At 70.0% G+C, this 15,463-nt stretch carries 12 protein-coding genes and 1 pseudogene; 5 read left to right on the top strand and 8 right to left on the bottom strand.

All coding sequences use genetic code 11. The features are described from left to right. Positions 1-184 precede the first annotated feature (184 nt). The gene (gene hemB / locus ACGF2V_RS15525) at positions 185-1,183 is read left to right on the top strand and encodes a porphobilinogen synthase (RefSeq protein ID WP_362705932.1); all 999 of its coding nucleotides are present in this window, start codon (positions 185-187) and stop codon (positions 1,181-1,183) included. 300 nt (positions 1,184-1,483) lie between these two features. On the opposite strand, the gene ACGF2V_RS15520 is transcribed toward hemB, so the two are convergent. The 4 genes from ACGF2V_RS15520 to ACGF2V_RS15505 all read right to left on the bottom strand — a co-directional run bounded on the left by ACGF2V_RS15520 (position 1,484) and on the right by ACGF2V_RS15505 (position 4,515). Next, positions 1,484-2,062, bottom strand: coding sequence for a hypothetical protein (locus tag ACGF2V_RS15520; RefSeq protein ID WP_362621744.1), 579 nt, complete (start codon positions 2,060-2,062; stop codon positions 1,484-1,486). 342 nt (positions 2,063-2,404) lie between these two features. Beyond that, on the bottom strand, positions 2,405-3,199 hold the full coding sequence (locus ACGF2V_RS15515; protein WP_362705935.1) for a DUF4253 domain-containing protein: 795 nt from the start codon (positions 3,197-3,199) through the stop codon (positions 2,405-2,407). A 294-nt stretch (positions 3,200-3,493) separates the two neighbouring features. Continuing rightward, positions 3,494-3,733 carry a DUF397 domain-containing protein gene (locus tag ACGF2V_RS15510; protein WP_362705938.1) on the bottom strand — a complete coding sequence of 80 codons (240 nt, stop codon included), beginning with the start codon at positions 3,731-3,733 and terminating at the stop codon, positions 3,494-3,496. Next, positions 3,730-4,515 carry a helix-turn-helix transcriptional regulator gene (locus ACGF2V_RS15505; protein WP_362706281.1) on the bottom strand — a complete coding sequence of 262 codons (786 nt, stop codon included), beginning with the start codon at positions 4,513-4,515 and terminating at the stop codon, positions 3,730-3,732. Before ACGF2V_RS15505 ends, ACGF2V_RS15510 begins: the two co-directional genes overlap by 4 nt. Before the next feature lie 151 nt (positions 4,516-4,666). Between ACGF2V_RS15505 and ACGF2V_RS15500 the strand changes: the two genes are divergently transcribed. Then, positions 4,667-5,089, top strand: a complete 423-nt coding sequence (locus ACGF2V_RS15500) for an ATP-binding protein (RefSeq protein WP_362705940.1) — start codon at positions 4,667-4,669, stop codon at positions 5,087-5,089. A 72-nt stretch (positions 5,090-5,161) separates the two neighbouring features. Further along, the gene (locus ACGF2V_RS15495) at positions 5,162-5,809 is read left to right on the top strand and encodes a hypothetical protein (RefSeq protein WP_362705942.1); all 648 of its coding nucleotides are present in this window, start codon (positions 5,162-5,164) and stop codon (positions 5,807-5,809) included. 52 nt (positions 5,810-5,861) lie between these two features. Here ACGF2V_RS15495 and ACGF2V_RS15490 read toward each other — a convergent pair whose 3' ends face one another. Together ACGF2V_RS15490 and ACGF2V_RS15485 are read right to left on the bottom strand one after the other, a co-directional pair. Then, positions 5,862-6,524, bottom strand: coding sequence for a hypothetical protein (locus tag ACGF2V_RS15490; RefSeq protein WP_362705945.1), 663 nt, complete (start codon positions 6,522-6,524; stop codon positions 5,862-5,864). Between the two features lie 209 nt (positions 6,525-6,733). Next, a complete protein-coding gene (locus ACGF2V_RS15485) occupies positions 6,734-7,486 on the bottom strand; it encodes a DUF4232 domain-containing protein (protein ID WP_362621734.1) in 753 nt (250 codons plus the stop codon). Between the two features lie 378 nt (positions 7,487-7,864). Here ACGF2V_RS15485 and ACGF2V_RS15480 point away from each other — a divergent pair, with 378 nt between their 5' ends. Next, complete coding sequence (locus ACGF2V_RS15480; RefSeq protein ID WP_362705948.1) at positions 7,865-9,367, top strand: helix-turn-helix domain-containing protein; 1,503 nt, start codon at positions 7,865-7,867, stop codon at positions 9,365-9,367. A 662-nt stretch (positions 9,368-10,029) separates the two neighbouring features. On the opposite strand, the gene argS is transcribed toward ACGF2V_RS15480, so the two are convergent. Continuing rightward, a complete protein-coding gene (gene argS / locus ACGF2V_RS15475; protein ID WP_362621730.1) occupies positions 10,030-11,802 on the bottom strand; it encodes an arginine--tRNA ligase in 1,773 nt (590 codons plus the stop codon). Positions 11,803-12,432: 630 nt separating this feature from the next. On the opposite strand from argS, the gene lysS reads away from it, so the two are divergent. Continuing rightward, positions 12,433-14,208 carry a lysine--tRNA ligase gene (lysS, locus tag ACGF2V_RS15470; protein WP_362621728.1) on the top strand — a complete coding sequence of 592 codons (1,776 nt, stop codon included), beginning with the start codon at positions 12,433-12,435 and terminating at the stop codon, positions 14,206-14,208. 96 nt (positions 14,209-14,304) lie between these two features. Here the strand turns inward: lysS and ACGF2V_RS15465 are convergent. Further along, positions 14,305-15,411 (bottom strand): annotated as a pseudogene (locus ACGF2V_RS15465) (hypothetical protein); the annotation flags it as partial. Positions 15,412-15,463 lie beyond the last annotated feature (52 nt).

The following is a 15,463-nucleotide window of genomic DNA, read 5'->3' as shown; positions in this document are numbered from 1 at the left end:
TGCTTCGGCGGCCGGGCCGCCCGTTGCCGTTCCCGGCGCTCGCGGCGGCCCCGCCGTTTCCGGAGTGCCCGGCGTCTTCGGCCCTCGCGGCGTTTCCGGGGCGCTCTGCCGGGCCGGGATGCCGGTGGTTTTTCCGGTGCAGGTGTCGGTAAACCGGTGGTGTGTACGGGTCTAGTCTCGAAGCATGACTGTGTACGGAAACTTCCCCGGCTCCCGCCCCCGGCGGCTGCGGACGACCCCGGCGATGCGGCGCATGGTCGCCGAGACACGGCTCGACGCGGCGGACCTGATCCTGCCCGCGTTCGTACGCGAGGGCGTCGACGCGCCCGTTCCCATCTCGGCCATGCCGGGGGTGTACCAGCACACCCTGGACACGCTGCGGAAGGCCGCCGCCGAGGCGGTGTCGGCGGGGGTCTCCGGGATCATGCTCTTCGGCGTACCGGCGGACGACAAGAAGGACGCCCGAGGCACGGCGGGCACCGACCCGGACGGCATCCTCCAGGTCGCTCTGCGGGCGGTGCGCGAGGAGGTCGGTGACGACCTCGTCGTCATGTCGGACCTGTGCCTGGACGAGTACACCGACCACGGCCACTGCGGCGTGCTGACCGCCGACGGCCGGGTCGACAACGACGCGACGCTGGAGCGGTACGCCGAGATGGCGCAGGTCCAGGCCGACGCGGGCGCCCATGTGGTCGGCCCCAGCGGCATGATGGATGGCCAAGTCGGGGTGGTCCGGGACGCACTGGACCAGACGGGCCACGAGGACGTGTCGATCCTCGCGTACACCGCGAAGTACTCCTCGGCGTTCTACGGGCCGTTCCGCGAGGCGGTCGGTTCGTCGCTGAAGGGCGACCGCAAGACGTACCAGCAGGACCCGGCGAACACCCGTGAGTCGCTGCGCGAACTGGCGCTCGACCTCGAAGAGGGCGCCGACATGGTCATGGTCAAGCCGGCCGGCCCGTACCTGGACGTCCTGGCGAAGGTCGCCGAAGCGGTGGACGTGCCGGTCGCCGCGTACCAGATCAGTGGTGAGTACGCGATGATCGAGGCCGCCGCCGAGAAGGGCTGGATCGACCGGGACGCGGCGATCATGGAGAGCCTGACGGGAATCCGGCGGGCCGGCGCGCAGATGATCCTGACGTACTGGGCGACGGAGGTCGCGCAGCGGCTGGGCGGTCGCTGAGCCCGGCCCTTTCGCCGCGCGTACGGAGCGGCGGGCCGTGGGCGAGAGCACCTGAGGCCCGCGGACTCCCGGTCGTACAGCCCCGTTGTCCGTCTGCCCGTCCGTCTGTCCGTCTGTCTGCGTGCGCGCGGCGTGCGCGGCGTGCGTGGCGTGCGAATGCCGCCCGTGACGCCGGGGGTCATGCGCCGTAATGCTCGCGGTACGGATCGGCGTGGACCTCCGCGTGGACCTCGGCACGCATCCGGCGGAGCGGAGCCGCTCACGGGAGCGGGGTCGTGCGCCGTCCCGGGGGCCCGCCGCCTATGCCGGGCCGTCGGGGGTGCGGCCCCAGGACGTGAGGACGCGGACCGCGGAGCGGCCGAGTTCGGGGTCCCGGGCGAGGGCGCGCAGGATGCCGGCGCGGGCCTCGCTGGGGCCCGCCTCTTCGAGGGCGGCGAGGGCGTTGTAGCGGACCAGGACGTCTTCGCCACTGTCTGCGTCGTCGCCTGCGCTGTCGCCGTCCTGGCCGTTGTTCAGCACGGCGGCGGCCAGGGTCTCGTGCACGGCCGGGTCGTCGGCGTAGGAGCCGAGCGCATGGACCGCGTACTGGCGGACCAGGTCCTCGTCCAGGTCGTCGAGCGCGGCCAGCAAGGCCCGTGCGACCGTGCGGGCGGTGACGGGATCGGGCGGGGGCCACAGGCGCAGGATCGTGGCGGCCTCCACCCGGGCCAGGTCGTACTCGTGCGGGTCGGCGACGACGGAGGCCAGGAAGGACGCGGCCTCGACGGCGGTGTCGTCGGTGCCCAGCTCGGCGACGATCGCCCGCCTGCGGTCGTCGTCGACGGGCAGGGCGCGGAACTCCTCGACGACGCGGGGGAGATCGCTCGCGGGCTGCGGCATGGGGGCGGGATCCTCCGGGCTTCAGAAGTGTTTCTCCGTCAGGGCCAGTCGACCATGGCCGTGAACATCAGGGTCGCGAGGAGCACGACACCGGGGGCGGTGACCGCGAGGGCGAGGCCGCGCCGGTGGTCTGCGCCGCCGGAGGACCCAGCTCGTCACCAGCGCGATCAGCGCCAGCAACAGACCGCGCCTTCGAACCCTCACTGATCGTCCACGCCCGTGCGTGCGGCCACCCGACGGACACCCCGGCGAGGGGCACCGGCTACCCGAGACAGCGCACGGTCGTGGGCTGCGCCACGAAGCCGAGACGGTCGGGGACCGGCGGGCGGCGCAGGGCCCGGGTCAGTCCCACCAGAACGACCAGGTGGACTGGTCGAGCAGGTTGCTCCTGGCGTAGTCGTCGAGGTCGTAGGGCGGGCTCTGGTTGATGTTGTCCGGGCAGAACGCGAAGTGCTCGGCGGCGAGCGCCCGTGCCTCGTCCAGGGTGGTGGGCGGGCGGCCGACGGTGACGGTCAGGGTGGCGAAGCCGAGCATCAGGACCCGTATGCCGTAGCGGTCCTCCCAGGAGCGGAGCACCGCGCTGAGCCGGGCCACGTCGTTCTCGTAGTTGAGCGGGCCCGACCAGCCGATCGCCGCGAGGACGTCCGCGCTGCGCCGGGCCGGGACGAGCGCCGCCCGTACGCTCGGGAACCAGCCCTCCGGGCCGGTGCACATGTCCGCCATTTCGGCGGCCAGGCCGTCGGGGGACCGGGTGGAGCCCGTGTCGGCCGGGGCGGGGGCCAGGCCCGGCCATTCGGCGTGTGCGGCGTCGAGTTCTTCGGGCGCGCACTCGGCCCAGTACTCGGCCAGTACCTCGGCGGCGTCGTGGTCGCCCGGGTACGAGGTGCCCTCCGGGTTGAGGTCCCAGTCCTCGAACCACTGGTTGTGCCGGCCGCCGTCGATCAGTACGGGCAGCAGCCCGAGGGGCCGCCCGGCCGCGCGCAACCGGGACCAGTCCCCGGGGACCACGGGCGCGTCGGTGTACCAGAGCAGCGGTTCGTGCCAGGTGCCGTCGATCGTGGCATCCACCAGCGAGCCGGGCGGAAGCTGGAGCCTTGACGTGGCCAGGGACGGGAGCGGGTTCGGGAGCGTCGCCATGGTGCCGAGCGTACGGGCGGTCACTGACAGCCGCGCTCGAACCAGGGGCGCGGTCTACGGGCGCGCGTGGGTCACGACGCTGCCGCTGGAGCTGGACTTGAACCACTTATGTGCGTGCTGCTGATGCTCACGGCTCCCCTCGACAGGATTCCGGGACTGAGGGGCCGGGCTTGCAGCGGTGCGTGGTGCGTGGTGCGTGGTTGTGGGGTCGGGGCGGGCCGGGCCCGAGCCGGTTCGGCGGCGGGCCGGAGGGCGGCCGGCCCGGACCTCGTTCGTGCGCCCCTGGCCGGTTGTTCAGGCGCTGACGTGGGTGGTGAAGGCTGCCCAGGTGGTGGGGGTGAGGGTGAGGACGGGGCCTTCGGGGTTCTTGGAGTCGCGGATGTGGACGGCGGCGGGGTGGGCGGCAACCTCGACGCACTGCCCGCCCTCGTCGCCGCTGTAGCTCGACTTGCGCCAGTCGTAGGCGACTTCGAGGCAGGCGCCGCCTTCGTCGCCGCTGTAGCTGGACTTGAACCACTCAAGTGTGCTGCTCATCGCTCTCCCAGCAGACGGTCCAACAGGCCCACGGTGTCTTTGGGGCTGAGGGCCTGGGCTCGCAGCATCGCATACTTCTGAGCGAGGATGCTGGTCTCGTCGGGGTCGGAAACGAGCAGACTGCCGCGCTGGGTCTCGGAGTAGGCGATGTGCTGGAAGTCCGGAGTCTCCAACAGGGTGAAGGGGCCGTTGAGGCCCGCGTGGGTACGGCTGTTCAGTGGCAGCACCTGGAAGCAGATGCCGGGGAGCCCGGCGCAGGCCCGTAGATGGCGGAGCTGTTCCCTGTGCGCCTCGTCGTCGACGAGTTGGAGCGTCAGAACCGGTTCCCAGACGACGAAGCTGATGGTCGGGGGCGAGGAGCGGTGCAGGATCTCCTGGCGCTGGAGGCGGGCCTCCGTCTGGTTCGCGATCTCCTCCTCGCTGAAGACCGGGACGCGGTTGCGGAAGACCGCTTCGGCGTACGGGGCTGTCTGGAGCAGCCCCGGCAGTACCTGGTTGTCGTACCAGGACAGGGCGAGCGCGTCATGCTCCAGATCCAGGTACTGCTCGGCCCATGCCGGGATCAGGTCCACCTCCGGCATGTTCCCCACCGCCATCTCCAGCGCGCCCTTGGTGCCGAGCAACTGGTCGAGGTGGCTTGCCAGATCGGGCAGGAGTGAGCGCCGTCCCTGTTCGATGGAGGCGATCGTGTCGACCTGATGGCCCACACGGTCCGCGAGTTGGGCTTGGGTCAGGCCGTTCGCGACGCGGTACAGACCGACGAGCTTGCCCACGAGTTTCATCGCCGACGCGTTCTTGCGCTGCCGCTTCCTGGGGTGCATACGAATCGAACTCCCACCGTTGTGCGTACGTCACGCGCGCACCGCTCGTACAACGAAGGAGTACGGATGCGCATACTGTGGCAGCGTAGTCACAGGGTGTGACTCTCGTTTCATGAATGAGACGATGCAACTCTCGTTGCTGCGCGAGCGGTTCTGTCGGCGGGAGCGCCGATCGGTGCCCGCTGCACGGGAGTTCGTGCGAGCCGCCGTGGTCGACTGGGGGTTCGGGGCGCGGCTGGACGACGTACTGCTGTGCGTGAGCGAGCTGACCACCAATGCGCTGGTGCATGGAGTGCCGCCGGGGCGTGGGTATGTGGTGCGGTTGCTGCTGCGGGAGGGCGGGGCGGTCCTGCGGGTGGAAGTGCATGACAGCGGGAGCGGGCAGCCGGTGGTACGGGGGTCGGGGGCGGGACCGGGGCCGGGGCCGGAGGGGGAATCGGGGCGGGGGCTGCTGATCGTCGCCGCGGTGGCCGACCGGTGGGGAGTGGCGGAGCGGGACCCGGGCAAGGTCGTGTGGTGCGAGTTCGGGGTGTGAGGACTTTACCCGGAACGGCCCGGACGGTCGGGGCGAAGGCGTTGTCAGAGGTCACCCCTACGCTGTGGCCCCATGGGACTTTCGATATCAGTCGGGCTCCTCTACGACCAGGCTCGTCATGACGCCGAGGGGCTCGACCATCACCGCCATGCCTTCGCCCGCCTCAGTCAGGCGCTCATGGCGGAGGGAATCAGCTGGCACGAACCGGAGCTCACCGATCCGCCTCGCACCCATACCTTCTCCGGTGGCTTCCCGTACGGATATCTGACCCAACTGCGCCGCATTCTGGTGCTCACGAACCTCGGTGAACCTGTCACGGCGGCGCTGGCGGTCAGCAGGCACCAGTACGACCTGGACTGCGAGAAGGTTCGGGACGAGACGTTGATGTTCGCCTCCCATCTGCTCTGCCACTCCGACAACTCCGGCTACTACGTGCCGGTCGATTTCGGCGATCCGCTGTTCCTCCCTGCCGAGGCGAAAGTCGAGGGCGCCGGAATGGTCGGATCCACTCGGCGCCTGCTGGCTGAACTATCGGGCATCGCGTCGTCGATCGGCATCGACCTCGACGACGAGGGCGTTCCCTCCGGTTCGGGAGAGAGTGGGCCGGCCGTGGGTCCTGCGGCTGACGGGCCGTTCGAAGCGGAGCGCTTCGCCTGGTATCAGCTCTACCGGGCATGCCTGGCGAGCGTCGTCGGCGGCCACGCCATCGTTTTCCACTGAACGGGGAACGGGGTGCGGGCCTGGCGAAGCGGGGCGGGCCCGTGGCGCAGTCCTACAGCTTCTTGCCGCACAGGACGCGCTCGTTCTTCAATTTGTCGGAGTCGAAGAGGGGATTCTCGGTGAATACGGCGTCGGCCTTGGAGTCGCACGGATCGCTGAAGCCGCCCAGGATCCGGTCCTTGAGGATCTCGACGATCTCGTGGGTGGCGCCGTCCTTCCGGCCCTTGGTCCGGCACGCGGCCTCCGTGACCGCGTCCCCCTCCTTCGGATCGCTGTGCACGCAGTCGCCGATCTCGATCCTGGGCCCGCCGCCTCCGCCCGGATCACCGGGGTGCGGCGGCTTGAGGTTGCGCATGCAGGCGTACCCCTCGCCGGTCGGCTGCGTGTGCTCCCATGCGGCGAGGCTGACCGGTACGTCGATCACGAAGTCGGTGTTCGGGGCGCAGACCGTCTCCGAGAAGGGGGTGGCGCTGCCGCTCTCCAGCCGGAGCGTGACCTGCGCGGTGGCCTCGGGGGCGCCGCAGGGGACCTCGCGGTACGCCTGCGACTCCTTGCCCTGGCCGGACTCGGGGGCCGCGCATTCGTCGTCGTCGAGGTACAGCGCGCCGTAGGACGGGTTCACGCTGGGAGTCGGGCTGGGACTGCCCGACTCCCCGCCTACGGCGTCGTGATACCCCGTGGCCTTGCCGCACCCGGTGAGAAGTGTCAACGACACGATCACCACCGTGGCTGCCGCGACCGAGGTGGCCATCGTGGCGCGTATGCGACGCGATGCCGCCGGCCTGCCACCCGTTCTTGTACGCACGCCGTCCCCTCGGGTCTTGGTCCTCGGCCTCGATTCTCAGATCTTAGGATCTACCGCCCCTTGGGGGATGGCGAGTTGTCGGGCCGACCTACGATTTTCGGCCCCGTGTACGAGGTTGCTCAGTAGGTGAGGGCGTCGTCCATCTCGCTCTGCCAGTAGGTGACGAAGCCGTTGTTGCCCCAGACGGTGTCGGCCGGGAGCTTCAATTCCGCCGGGGAGCCTGTGGAGCCCGAGTTGCTCTTCCCGGTGAAGTACACCGTCAGGTGCGTGCTCTTGTTCAGGTCGGTGCCGTCGGACTCACCGAACAGCCCGATGGAGGCGTAGGCGGACTGGCCCGGCTCAAGGGTGACCACGGCCTGCGGGATGCTGTCGCGGAGGACCGGGAAGGCGGCCTGGGCGTCGTCGAAGCGGAGCGCCGGCGCGTGGTACGCGTAGCAGGGGCGGGAGCCCGTGTTGGTCGCGGTGAGCAGCAGGTGGTTGATGGGACGGCTCACCTTGCTGACGGTGACCTTGGTGTTGTCACCGGTACAGGTGACGGGGGTGCGGTTGGTGTTGCCCCTGTTGCCGCTGTTCGTGCCGGCGTTGCCCGTACCGCTGCCGGAGCTGGTCGAGGTGGAACCCTTGGAGGAGCCGACGGCGTTCTCGGCGGGGGTGTTGGGCGTGCCGCCGGTGTCCTTCGCGTTCTCGTCGGCGGTCTTGCCGGTGTCCGAGCCGGTGGTGGAGGACTTCTGGTCGCTGCTGCTCGCCGCCGGAGCGGCGGCGCCCGCCTTTCCGGCGGCGGCTTCGTCGTCGCCGGTGCAGGCGGTGAGGGACAGAGCGGCCAGGAGTGCGGTGGCGGCGAGGGCGGTGGTGCGGAAGCGGTTGCTGCGCATGGTGAAGGTACTCCCCGTGAGTTGGTTCGAGCAGAGTCGAGTTGAGATCTGCGGTCTGCGGTCTGTGTGTGGGCTGAGGCCGTGTGCGGCGCGGTGGTGAGGCAGCTCAGTGACGGCAGCTCAGGTACACCACGATCGCGGTCGCCACGATCAACACGCCGATGGCCACGGCATCGATGGGTTCGATGCGGAAGGGGGTTCGCATTGCGTCGTCCCGGTGGTTCTGCGGTGTGGTCACAGATTGCGGGACGTCGGATTCCGGTCGCAACGCCGAACGGACCATTGGGGAAGCTGGAATGCCTGCGCGTACGCTGACCTGGGCAGATTCCACGTCCCTGGAACGGTGTTCCGGGACGGACCAGGAGGGGGAACGCCGAAGTGGCGACGCCGGAGGCCGGGGATTTCGCGGCTCTGCTGAAGAAACTGAAGGACCGTTCGGGGCGCAGCTACGGGGTTCTCGCCGGGAAACTGCACGTCAGCACGTCGACGCTCCACCGGTACTGCAACGGTGATGCGGTGCCGAACGAGTACGCCCCGGTGGAACGGCTGGCGCGGTTGTGTGCGGCGACCCCGGAGGAACTGGTGGAGCTGCACCGGCGGTGGATCGTGGCGGACGCGGCCCGGCGACGCCCTGCCGCGGCTGCTCCTGTCCCTGTTCCTGCTCCTGTTCCTGCGGAGCCGGTGCGAGGTGCGGTTGCGGACCCGGTTCCGGGGGCGGTCCGTGGCTCCGAGGCGGGGGAAGGGGGCGGGGCCGGGGTCGGGGATTCGCCGGAGGGCCGGGACGTGGAAGCGGGCGGGAACAGTGGTGGCGCGCCCGCGCCCGTGGCTGAGTCGATGCCCACGTCCGCATCCGTGCCCGCTTCCGAAGCGGAACCCGAGCCCGAACCCACGATCGTTGCCGCCGAGGTGGGCCGGCCCCGGCGGTTCCTGTCCTCCCCGCGGGCGCGCGTGCTGCTCGCGGCTGTCGCCGTTGTCGCGCTGACCGTGCCGACCTCGATGGTCGTGAGCAATCTGTCGGGCAAGGACACCGGCGATCTCAGCGACGTCCCCGCCGTGAACGCGAAGGACCCGGACGGGAACGCGCGCGTCCAACCCGGCTTCGACGCCAGCGTCACCGCATCGCCCGACGGGGCGAAGAAGTCGGGCAAGCCGGTACCGTCCGGCTCGGCGACCGTCTCGTTCCCGCCGTCCGGCGGCGCCTCGGCCACGCCCAGGAGGCACGGCACGGGAGCCGGGTCGGGTGGGCCGCAGAGCGGGGGCGTGCCGCTGAGCGCCACCATCAGCTCGTACAACTGGCAAGAGCCCTGTGGCCAGCACTACGTGCTGGACCAGAAGCCGGAGGACGTGCCTCCGCCGCCCCCGCCGCAGGACACCCGCGGCTGGGCCAGGGCGCTCGGCGGAGTGGACGGCGGCAGGATGCTGCTCGAACTCACCGTGCAGGGGAAGTCGGAGCAGGCCGTCGTGCTGAAGGGACTGCATGTGCGGACGCTGTCCCGGAAGGCGCCGCTGGCGTGGTCGGCGTACTCGATGGGGGAGGGCTGCGGGAGCGGCATCACCCCGCAGTCCTTCGATATCGATCTCGACGACGGCCGGCCGACCCTCACCCCGGTGGCGGGGCAGCAGGGGGACACGCGGGTGCCGCCGAAGGACTTCCCGTTCCGGGTGTCCTCCACCGATGTGGAGGTGTTCGACCTCGACGCCCATGTCGAAGGGCACGATGTCAGCTGGTACCTGGAGCTGGAGTGGAGCAGCGGCGACCGGAAGGGGACGTTGCGCATCGACGACGGCGGGAAGCCGTTCCGTACCAGCAGCATCCAGGCGCGGCCGAAGTACATGTACCAGCATGACACGGCCCAGTGGGTGACCAAGGAGTGGGAATAAGAGTGCCGGGCACTCTCAGACCGACCGGGTGGAACGCCGTCCCCCGAGAGCGGCACAGGCGTGCACTCACTCCCGGGTAGGTGGCGCTCCGGCCGCTGATACCCCCGCCGCGCACTGAGCGGTCCTCGTACGCTCCGCGCCGTAGACTTGTCAGGGAGCTTGAGCCTTGCCAGACGTCCGGTTCAGGCGGGTCCCGCGGGATTGATCCCGTCAGGGCGGCGGGATCGGGGTCTCCCGCAGCTCCAGCCGTCGCGGGCTCTCTCCCATGAGCGGAAGCCTCCGCCTCGCTTTGTGAGCGGTGGAATCCCCTCAGGAAGGACGTGGGCCAGATGAGCGACTTTGTGATTCGGGTGCCCATCAGTGACATCACGCTGGCTGCTTCGGCTGTGCGCTGGATTTTCCCCCTCGGTATAGCGGTGGCCGTAGTCGCTGTACTGCTTGGCCTCGCCCGGTGGGACGCGCGCCGTCGGTCCCGGCTGCAACAGCCGGGACCACGGGCCGAACATCCCTCCCGAAGCAGCGAAAACTTGAGGGCTGCGGATGATTTCGGGGAAGGTCTCAGCCCCTATGAGATCAACCGGCCCTCTTCGCCGAAGGACGTACCCAAGGACGACAGCGGTGGGGCTTTTGGCAGTGGAGGGCTAGGCGGCTGACGGCCCCGGTCAGAGGCGCTCGGGGGTCCTGATGCCGAGCAGCTCCATGCCCTGACGCAGGGTGCGGGCGGTGAGGTCCGAGAGGAAGAGGCGGTTCTCGGCCACGTCCTGCGGGACGTCGGACTTCAGGACCGGGCACTGGTCGTAGAACGTCGTGAAGAGCGACGACAGCTGGTAGAGGTACGCGGCCAGGCGGTGCGGCTCGTACGCGGCGGCGACCTCGGCCACGACCTCGCCGAACTGGTCCAGGTGCAGGCCCAGCGCGCGCTCGGCCGGGGCCAGCTCCAGCTCCGGGTGCGCCTGCGGCTTCAGGTCGCCCGCCTTGCGCTTGATGGAGCAGGAACGGGCGTGCGCGTACTGGATGTACACGCTGGTGTCGCCGTTCAGCGACACCATCTGGTCCAGGTCGAACTTGTAGTCGCGGGCGGCCGACGTGGACAGGTCCGCGTACTTCACCGCGCCGATGCCGACCTGTGCGGCGCGCTCCGCGATCTCCTCCTCGGTGAGGTCCTGGGCCTTCTCGCGCACGACGGCGGACGCCCGGTCGATCGCCTCGTCCAGCAGGTCCGCCAGCCGGACCGTCTCGCCCTCACGGGTCTTGAACGGCTTGCCGTCCTTGCCGAGCACCGTGCCGAAGGCGAGGTGCACGGCCTTGACGTCCTCGTTCAGCCAGCCCGCCCGGCGGGCCGTCTCGAAGACCATCTTGAAGTGCAGGGCCTGCCGCGCGTCGACCACGTACAGCAGGGTGGACGCCTTGAGGTTCTGGACCCGGTCGCGGATCGCGGAGAGGTCCGTCGCCGCGTAGCCGAAACCGCCGTTGGACTTCTGCACGATCAGCGGCACCGGCTCGCCGTCGGTGCCCTTCACGTCGTCGAAGAACACGCAGAGCGCGCCCTCCGAGCGGACGGCGACGCCCGACTCCTCCAGCAGGCGGCAGGTCTCCGCCAGCATGTCGTTGTAGCCGGACTCGCCGACGATGTCGGCGTCGCGGATCTCCATGTCGAGCTTGTTGAAGACCGAGTAGAAGTAGATCTTCGACTCGTCGACGAAGCGCTGCCACAGGGCGAGGGTCTCCTCGTCACCGGCCTGAAGCGCGACGACGCGGTCGCGGGAGCGGGCCTTGAACTCCTCGTCGGAGTCGAAGAGCGCGCGGGACGCCTTGTAGAGGCGGTTCAGGGAGGACATGGCGGCCTCGCCGTCGCCCTCGCGCCCGTCACCCTCGTGGTTCAGCTCGCCCGGGTGCTCGATCAGGTACTGGATGAGCATGCCGAACTGGGTGCCCCAGTCACCGATGTGGTGCCTGCGGACCATGGTCTCGCCCGTGAACTCCAGGATCTGCGCCATCGCGTCACCGATCACCGCGGAGCGGAGGTGGCCGACGTGCATCTCCTTGGCCACGTTCGGCTGGGCGTAGTCGATGACCGTGGTGCCCGCGGCGCTGTTGTACGGGACGCCGAGGCGGCCCTCGTCGTCCGCGTCGCGCGCGGCGAGCGTCTCGATGATCGCCCGGTCGCTGAGCGTGATGTTGAGGAAGCCGGGGCCGGAGACCTCGATCTCCTTGACCGGACCACCGGCCGGGACGGCTGCGGTGACCTGGGCGGCCAGCTCGCGCGGGTTGCCCTTGAGCTTCTTGGCCAGGGCGAGGATGCCGTTGGCCTGGAAGTCGGCCCGGTCGCTTCGTCGCAGCAGCGGGTCCGCGGCGCCGGCGTCCGGCAGTGCTGCCGTCAGGGCGTCCGCGAGCTGCTGCCGGAGCGTGGAAGCGAGGGAATTGACCGAGGCCATGGGCTTGGATGCCGTTTCCGTAGGGGTACAGGGGCGCAGTGACGCGGCACGACGGGGCGCGGCGCGATGGCTGCGAAGTATCACACCAGTATTCCACGGTGGGTAAACGCGTTTTCCGACGTCGGGGTCCGGGGTCGGGCAGAGCCGTTTCCCGACGTCGGGGTCCGGGGTCGGCAGAGTCGTTTTCCGGTTCGGGGCCAGGCGCCCGGCAGGGGCGTTTCCGGTTCGGGGTTCGGGGCAGGCGGAGCCGTTTCCGGTTCGGGGTCCGGCGTCGGGCAAAGCCGTTTTCGCGCTGCCGGTGGGACCTGGGAGAATGGTGGACGTCCCGTACTGGTCCGCCAGGGCCTTCCGGTCCCCGATCGGTTCCATCCGTGCCAACCGGTTCCGCATGGCTCCGACCGGCTCCGAAGGGGTCCGACCGGCTCCGAAGGGCTCCGACCGGTTCCGAAGGGGGTCCGGGTTCCGGCCGGTACTGACAGGTCTCGGGAGACCCGGTACTGACAGGTCTCGGGAGACCTCGGCAAGTCGCAACAGGTCCCCGACAAGGGTCGCCGACAAGGGTCCCCGACAAGGGCCCCGACAAGTTCCACAGAGGGTTTTGTCCCTACGAGTCCCACAAGAGAGAAGGACGTGCAGACCGTGGCTCAGAGTCAGAGCAGCACCGAGGCCGACTGGGTCTCCCGCTTCGCGGACGATGTCATCGCCGAGTCGGAGCGTCGTGCGCCTGGCAAACCGGTCGTCGTCGCGTCCGGTCTCTCCCCGTCGGGCCCGATCCACCTGGGCAACCTCCGCGAGGTCATGACCCCGCACCTGGTCGCCGACGAGATCCGCCGCCGCGGTCACACCGTGCGGCACCTGATCTCCTGGGACGACTACGACCGCTACCGCAAGGTCCCGAACGGTGTCCCCGGCATCGACGAGTCCTGGGCGGAGCACATCGGCAAGCCGCTGACCTCGGTGCCCGCCCCCGCCGGGTCGGCGTACCCGAACTGGGCCGAGCACTTCAAGGCCGCCATGACCGCCGCGCTGGGCGAGCTGGGCGTCGAGTTCGACGGCGTCAGCCAGACCGAGAAGTACACCTCGGGGGCGTACCGCGAGCAGATCCTGCACGCCATGAAGCACCGTGGCGCCATCGACGCCGTGCTCGACCGGTACCGGACGAAGAAGGACCCGGCGGACGCGGCGGCCAAGGGTGCCAAGGGCGGCAAGAAGCCGCAGCAGCAGAAGAAGGTCGACGCGGCGGAGCTGGAGGCCGAGGAGGGTTCCGGCGCCGCGTCCGAGGACGACGGCAGCGGCGGCTCGGCCGGCTACTTCCCGTACAAGCCCTATTGCGGCAACTGCGAGAAGGACCTCACGACCGTCACGTCGTACGACGACGAGAGCACCGAGCTGAACTACACCTGCACGTCCTGCGGCTTCGCCGAAACGGTCCGGCTGAACGAGTTCAACCGCGGCAAGCTGGTCTGGAAGGTCGACTGGCCGATGCGCTGGGCCTACGAGGGCGTGGTCTTCGAGCCGAGCGGCGTGGACCACTCGTCGCCGGGCTCGTCGTTCGTCGTCGGCGGCCAGATCGTCCGCGAGGTCTTCGGCGGAGCGCAGCCGATCGGCCCGATGTACGCCTTCGTCGGCATCTCCGGCATGGCGAAGATGTCCTCCAGCAAGGGGGGCGTGCCGACCCCGGCCGACGCGCTGAAGATCATGGAGGCACCGCTGCTGCGCTGGCTGTACGCGCGCCGCAAGCCGAACCAGTCCTTCAAGATCGCCTTCGACCAGGAGATCCAGAGGCTCTACGACGAGTGGGACGCGCTGGTGCGCAAGGTGGCCGACGGCTCGGCGCTCCCGGCCGACGCCGCCGCGTACAGCCGGGCCGTGGGCACGGCCGCCGGTGAGCTGCCGCGCACGCCGCGCCCGCTGCCGTACCGCACGCTCGCGTCGGTCGTCGACATCACGGGCGGGCACGACGAGCAGACGCTGCGCATCCTGAGCGAGCTGGACCCGGAGAACCCGCTGACCTCGCTGGACGAGGTCCGGCCGCGTCTCGACCGGGCCGAGAACTGGATCACCACCCAGGTTCCGGCCGAGGCCCGCACCATCGTCCGCGACGAGCCGGACAAGGAACTGCTCGGCTCACTGGACGACCAGGGCCGGGAGTCGCTGCGGCTGCTCCTGGAGCAACTGGACTCGCACTGGTCGCTGGACGGTCTCACGACGCTCGTCTACGGCGTGCCGAAGGTGCTGGCCGGTCTGGAGCCGGACGCCAAGCCGACGCCCGAGCTGAAGGTCGCGCAGCGATCGTTCTTCGCGCTGCTGTACCGGCTGCTGGTCAGCCGGGACACCGGACCGCGGCTGCCCACGCTGCTGCTGGCCGTGGGCGCGGAGCGGGTGCGCAGGCTGCTGGGCGCGTAGCGGCTTCGGGACGTCGCTGAACGCGGATCGCCGGGCGCTGAATCCTGAGCACCCGGCGATCCGCGTTCGCGTTTGTGTGCCGCTGCGTGGTGTCCGCTAAGCGATGTGGTTCTCGGCCATCTCGTTGTCGAAGCGCTGCTTGAAGCCCGGCAGCAGGCGGCGGAGCAGGGCCGCGCTGCGGGGGTGATGGACGTTGTGCACGTCCGAGAGGTGTATGTCGAGGACCTCGGCACTGGGGTGGACCTGGTGCGTGAGCGTGTACTCGGCGAAGACCTGGTACGCGATCGTCCCGAACTCGACTTCGGACTCGACCTCGGACCCGGAGGTGGAGCTGGTTTCGGAGCCGGGTTCCTGCGTCTGCTCCCGCTCCTTTGTGTGCTCCTGCTCCTGCTCCTGCTCCTGCCTCTGCTCCTGCTCGTGCGCCTGTGCCGGTTCCTGCTGCTGTTCAGGGGCCGGCGCGGGCTGAGGCTCCTGCTGGGCCTGCTGGGCCTGCGGAACCGGGTGGTGAGCCGTGGTGCGCGGCTCGGGTACGGCGCCGATCGTCCCCACATTGCCCAGCGGGCGTGTCTGGCCGCCGGGGCCCAGCGGGACCTGGACCGGCGTGGGCTCCAGGCCCTCGACGTACGTCGGGTCGTACGCGCTCCGGTGCGCGTCGTTCGGCACGGGGGATGCCGCGAACCACGGGCTCTCGTGCGAGCCGGGGCCGTCCTGGGGCCACTCCCCGACCGTCTCGGTTCCCGCCGCCCCGCCATCGATGGGGCGGGCGTGCTGCTGTTGCTGCTCGTATTGCTGCTGGGACTGCTGGGACTGCTGGGACTGGTGGGGAACCGGCTGCTGCCCGTACGGCTGCTGGGGCTGCTGCGGGGCGAGTGCCTGCGGGTGCGTCGGGGGCTGGTGCTGGGGCTGAGCCTGCGGTCCGGCGTACGGGAGCTCGGGCGGGACTTCGTCCGGCCCGGCCGCGGACAGGGCGGGCGCCGGGGGCAGGAGCGCCGGTTCGATGCCCGCCGCGGCCAGTCCGGCTCCGGCGGTCTCGGCCAGCGGAACGCCGTACTTGGCCAGGCGCAGCGGCATCAGCGACTCGACGGGCGCCTTGCGGCGCCAGCTGCGGCCGAAGCGGGCCTGGAGCCGTGCCTGGTAGATCAGCCGGTCCTGTTCGAGTTTGATGACCTGCTCGTACGAGCGGAGTTCCCAGAGCTTCATCCTTATCTCTATGTAAAACCACATCTGTGCAGGTGGAGGCGTTACAGAGAAGTCT

The sequence above is a fragment of the Streptomyces sp. NPDC047982 genome, from assembly GCF_043204165.1.
Lineage (GTDB): Bacteria > Actinomycetota > Actinomycetes > Streptomycetales > Streptomycetaceae > Streptomyces.
The sequence above is the reverse complement of the archived record's forward strand: the minus strand, read 5'-3'. Positions and strand labels throughout refer to the sequence as shown.

Excerpts from the sequence above, each read along its gene's own strand:
- hemB (WP_362705932.1), top strand. The coding sequence starts at position 185 with ATGACTGTGTACGGAAACTTCCCCGGCTCCCGCCCCCGGCGGCTGCGG.
- ACGF2V_RS15520 (WP_362621744.1), bottom strand. The coding sequence starts at position 2,062 with ATGCCGCAGCCCGCGAGCGATCTCCCCCGCGTCGTCGAGGAGTTCCGC.
- ACGF2V_RS15515 (WP_362705935.1), bottom strand. The coding sequence starts at position 3,199 with ATGGCGACGCTCCCGAACCCGCTCCCGTCCCTGGCCACGTCAAGGCTC.
- ACGF2V_RS15510 (WP_362705938.1), bottom strand. The coding sequence starts at position 3,733 with ATGAGCAGCACACTTGAGTGGTTCAAGTCCAGCTACAGCGGCGACGAA.
- ACGF2V_RS15505 (WP_362706281.1), bottom strand. The coding sequence starts at position 4,515 with ATGAAACTCGTGGGCAAGCTCGTCGGTCTGTACCGCGTCGCGAACGGC.
- ACGF2V_RS15500 (WP_362705940.1), top strand. The coding sequence starts at position 4,667 with ATGAATGAGACGATGCAACTCTCGTTGCTGCGCGAGCGGTTCTGTCGG.
- ACGF2V_RS15495 (WP_362705942.1), top strand. The coding sequence starts at position 5,162 with ATGGGACTTTCGATATCAGTCGGGCTCCTCTACGACCAGGCTCGTCAT.
- ACGF2V_RS15485 (WP_362621734.1), bottom strand. The coding sequence starts at position 7,486 with ATGCGCAGCAACCGCTTCCGCACCACCGCCCTCGCCGCCACCGCACTC.
- argS (WP_362621730.1), bottom strand. The coding sequence starts at position 11,802 with ATGGCCTCGGTCAATTCCCTCGCTTCCACGCTCCGGCAGCAGCTCGCG.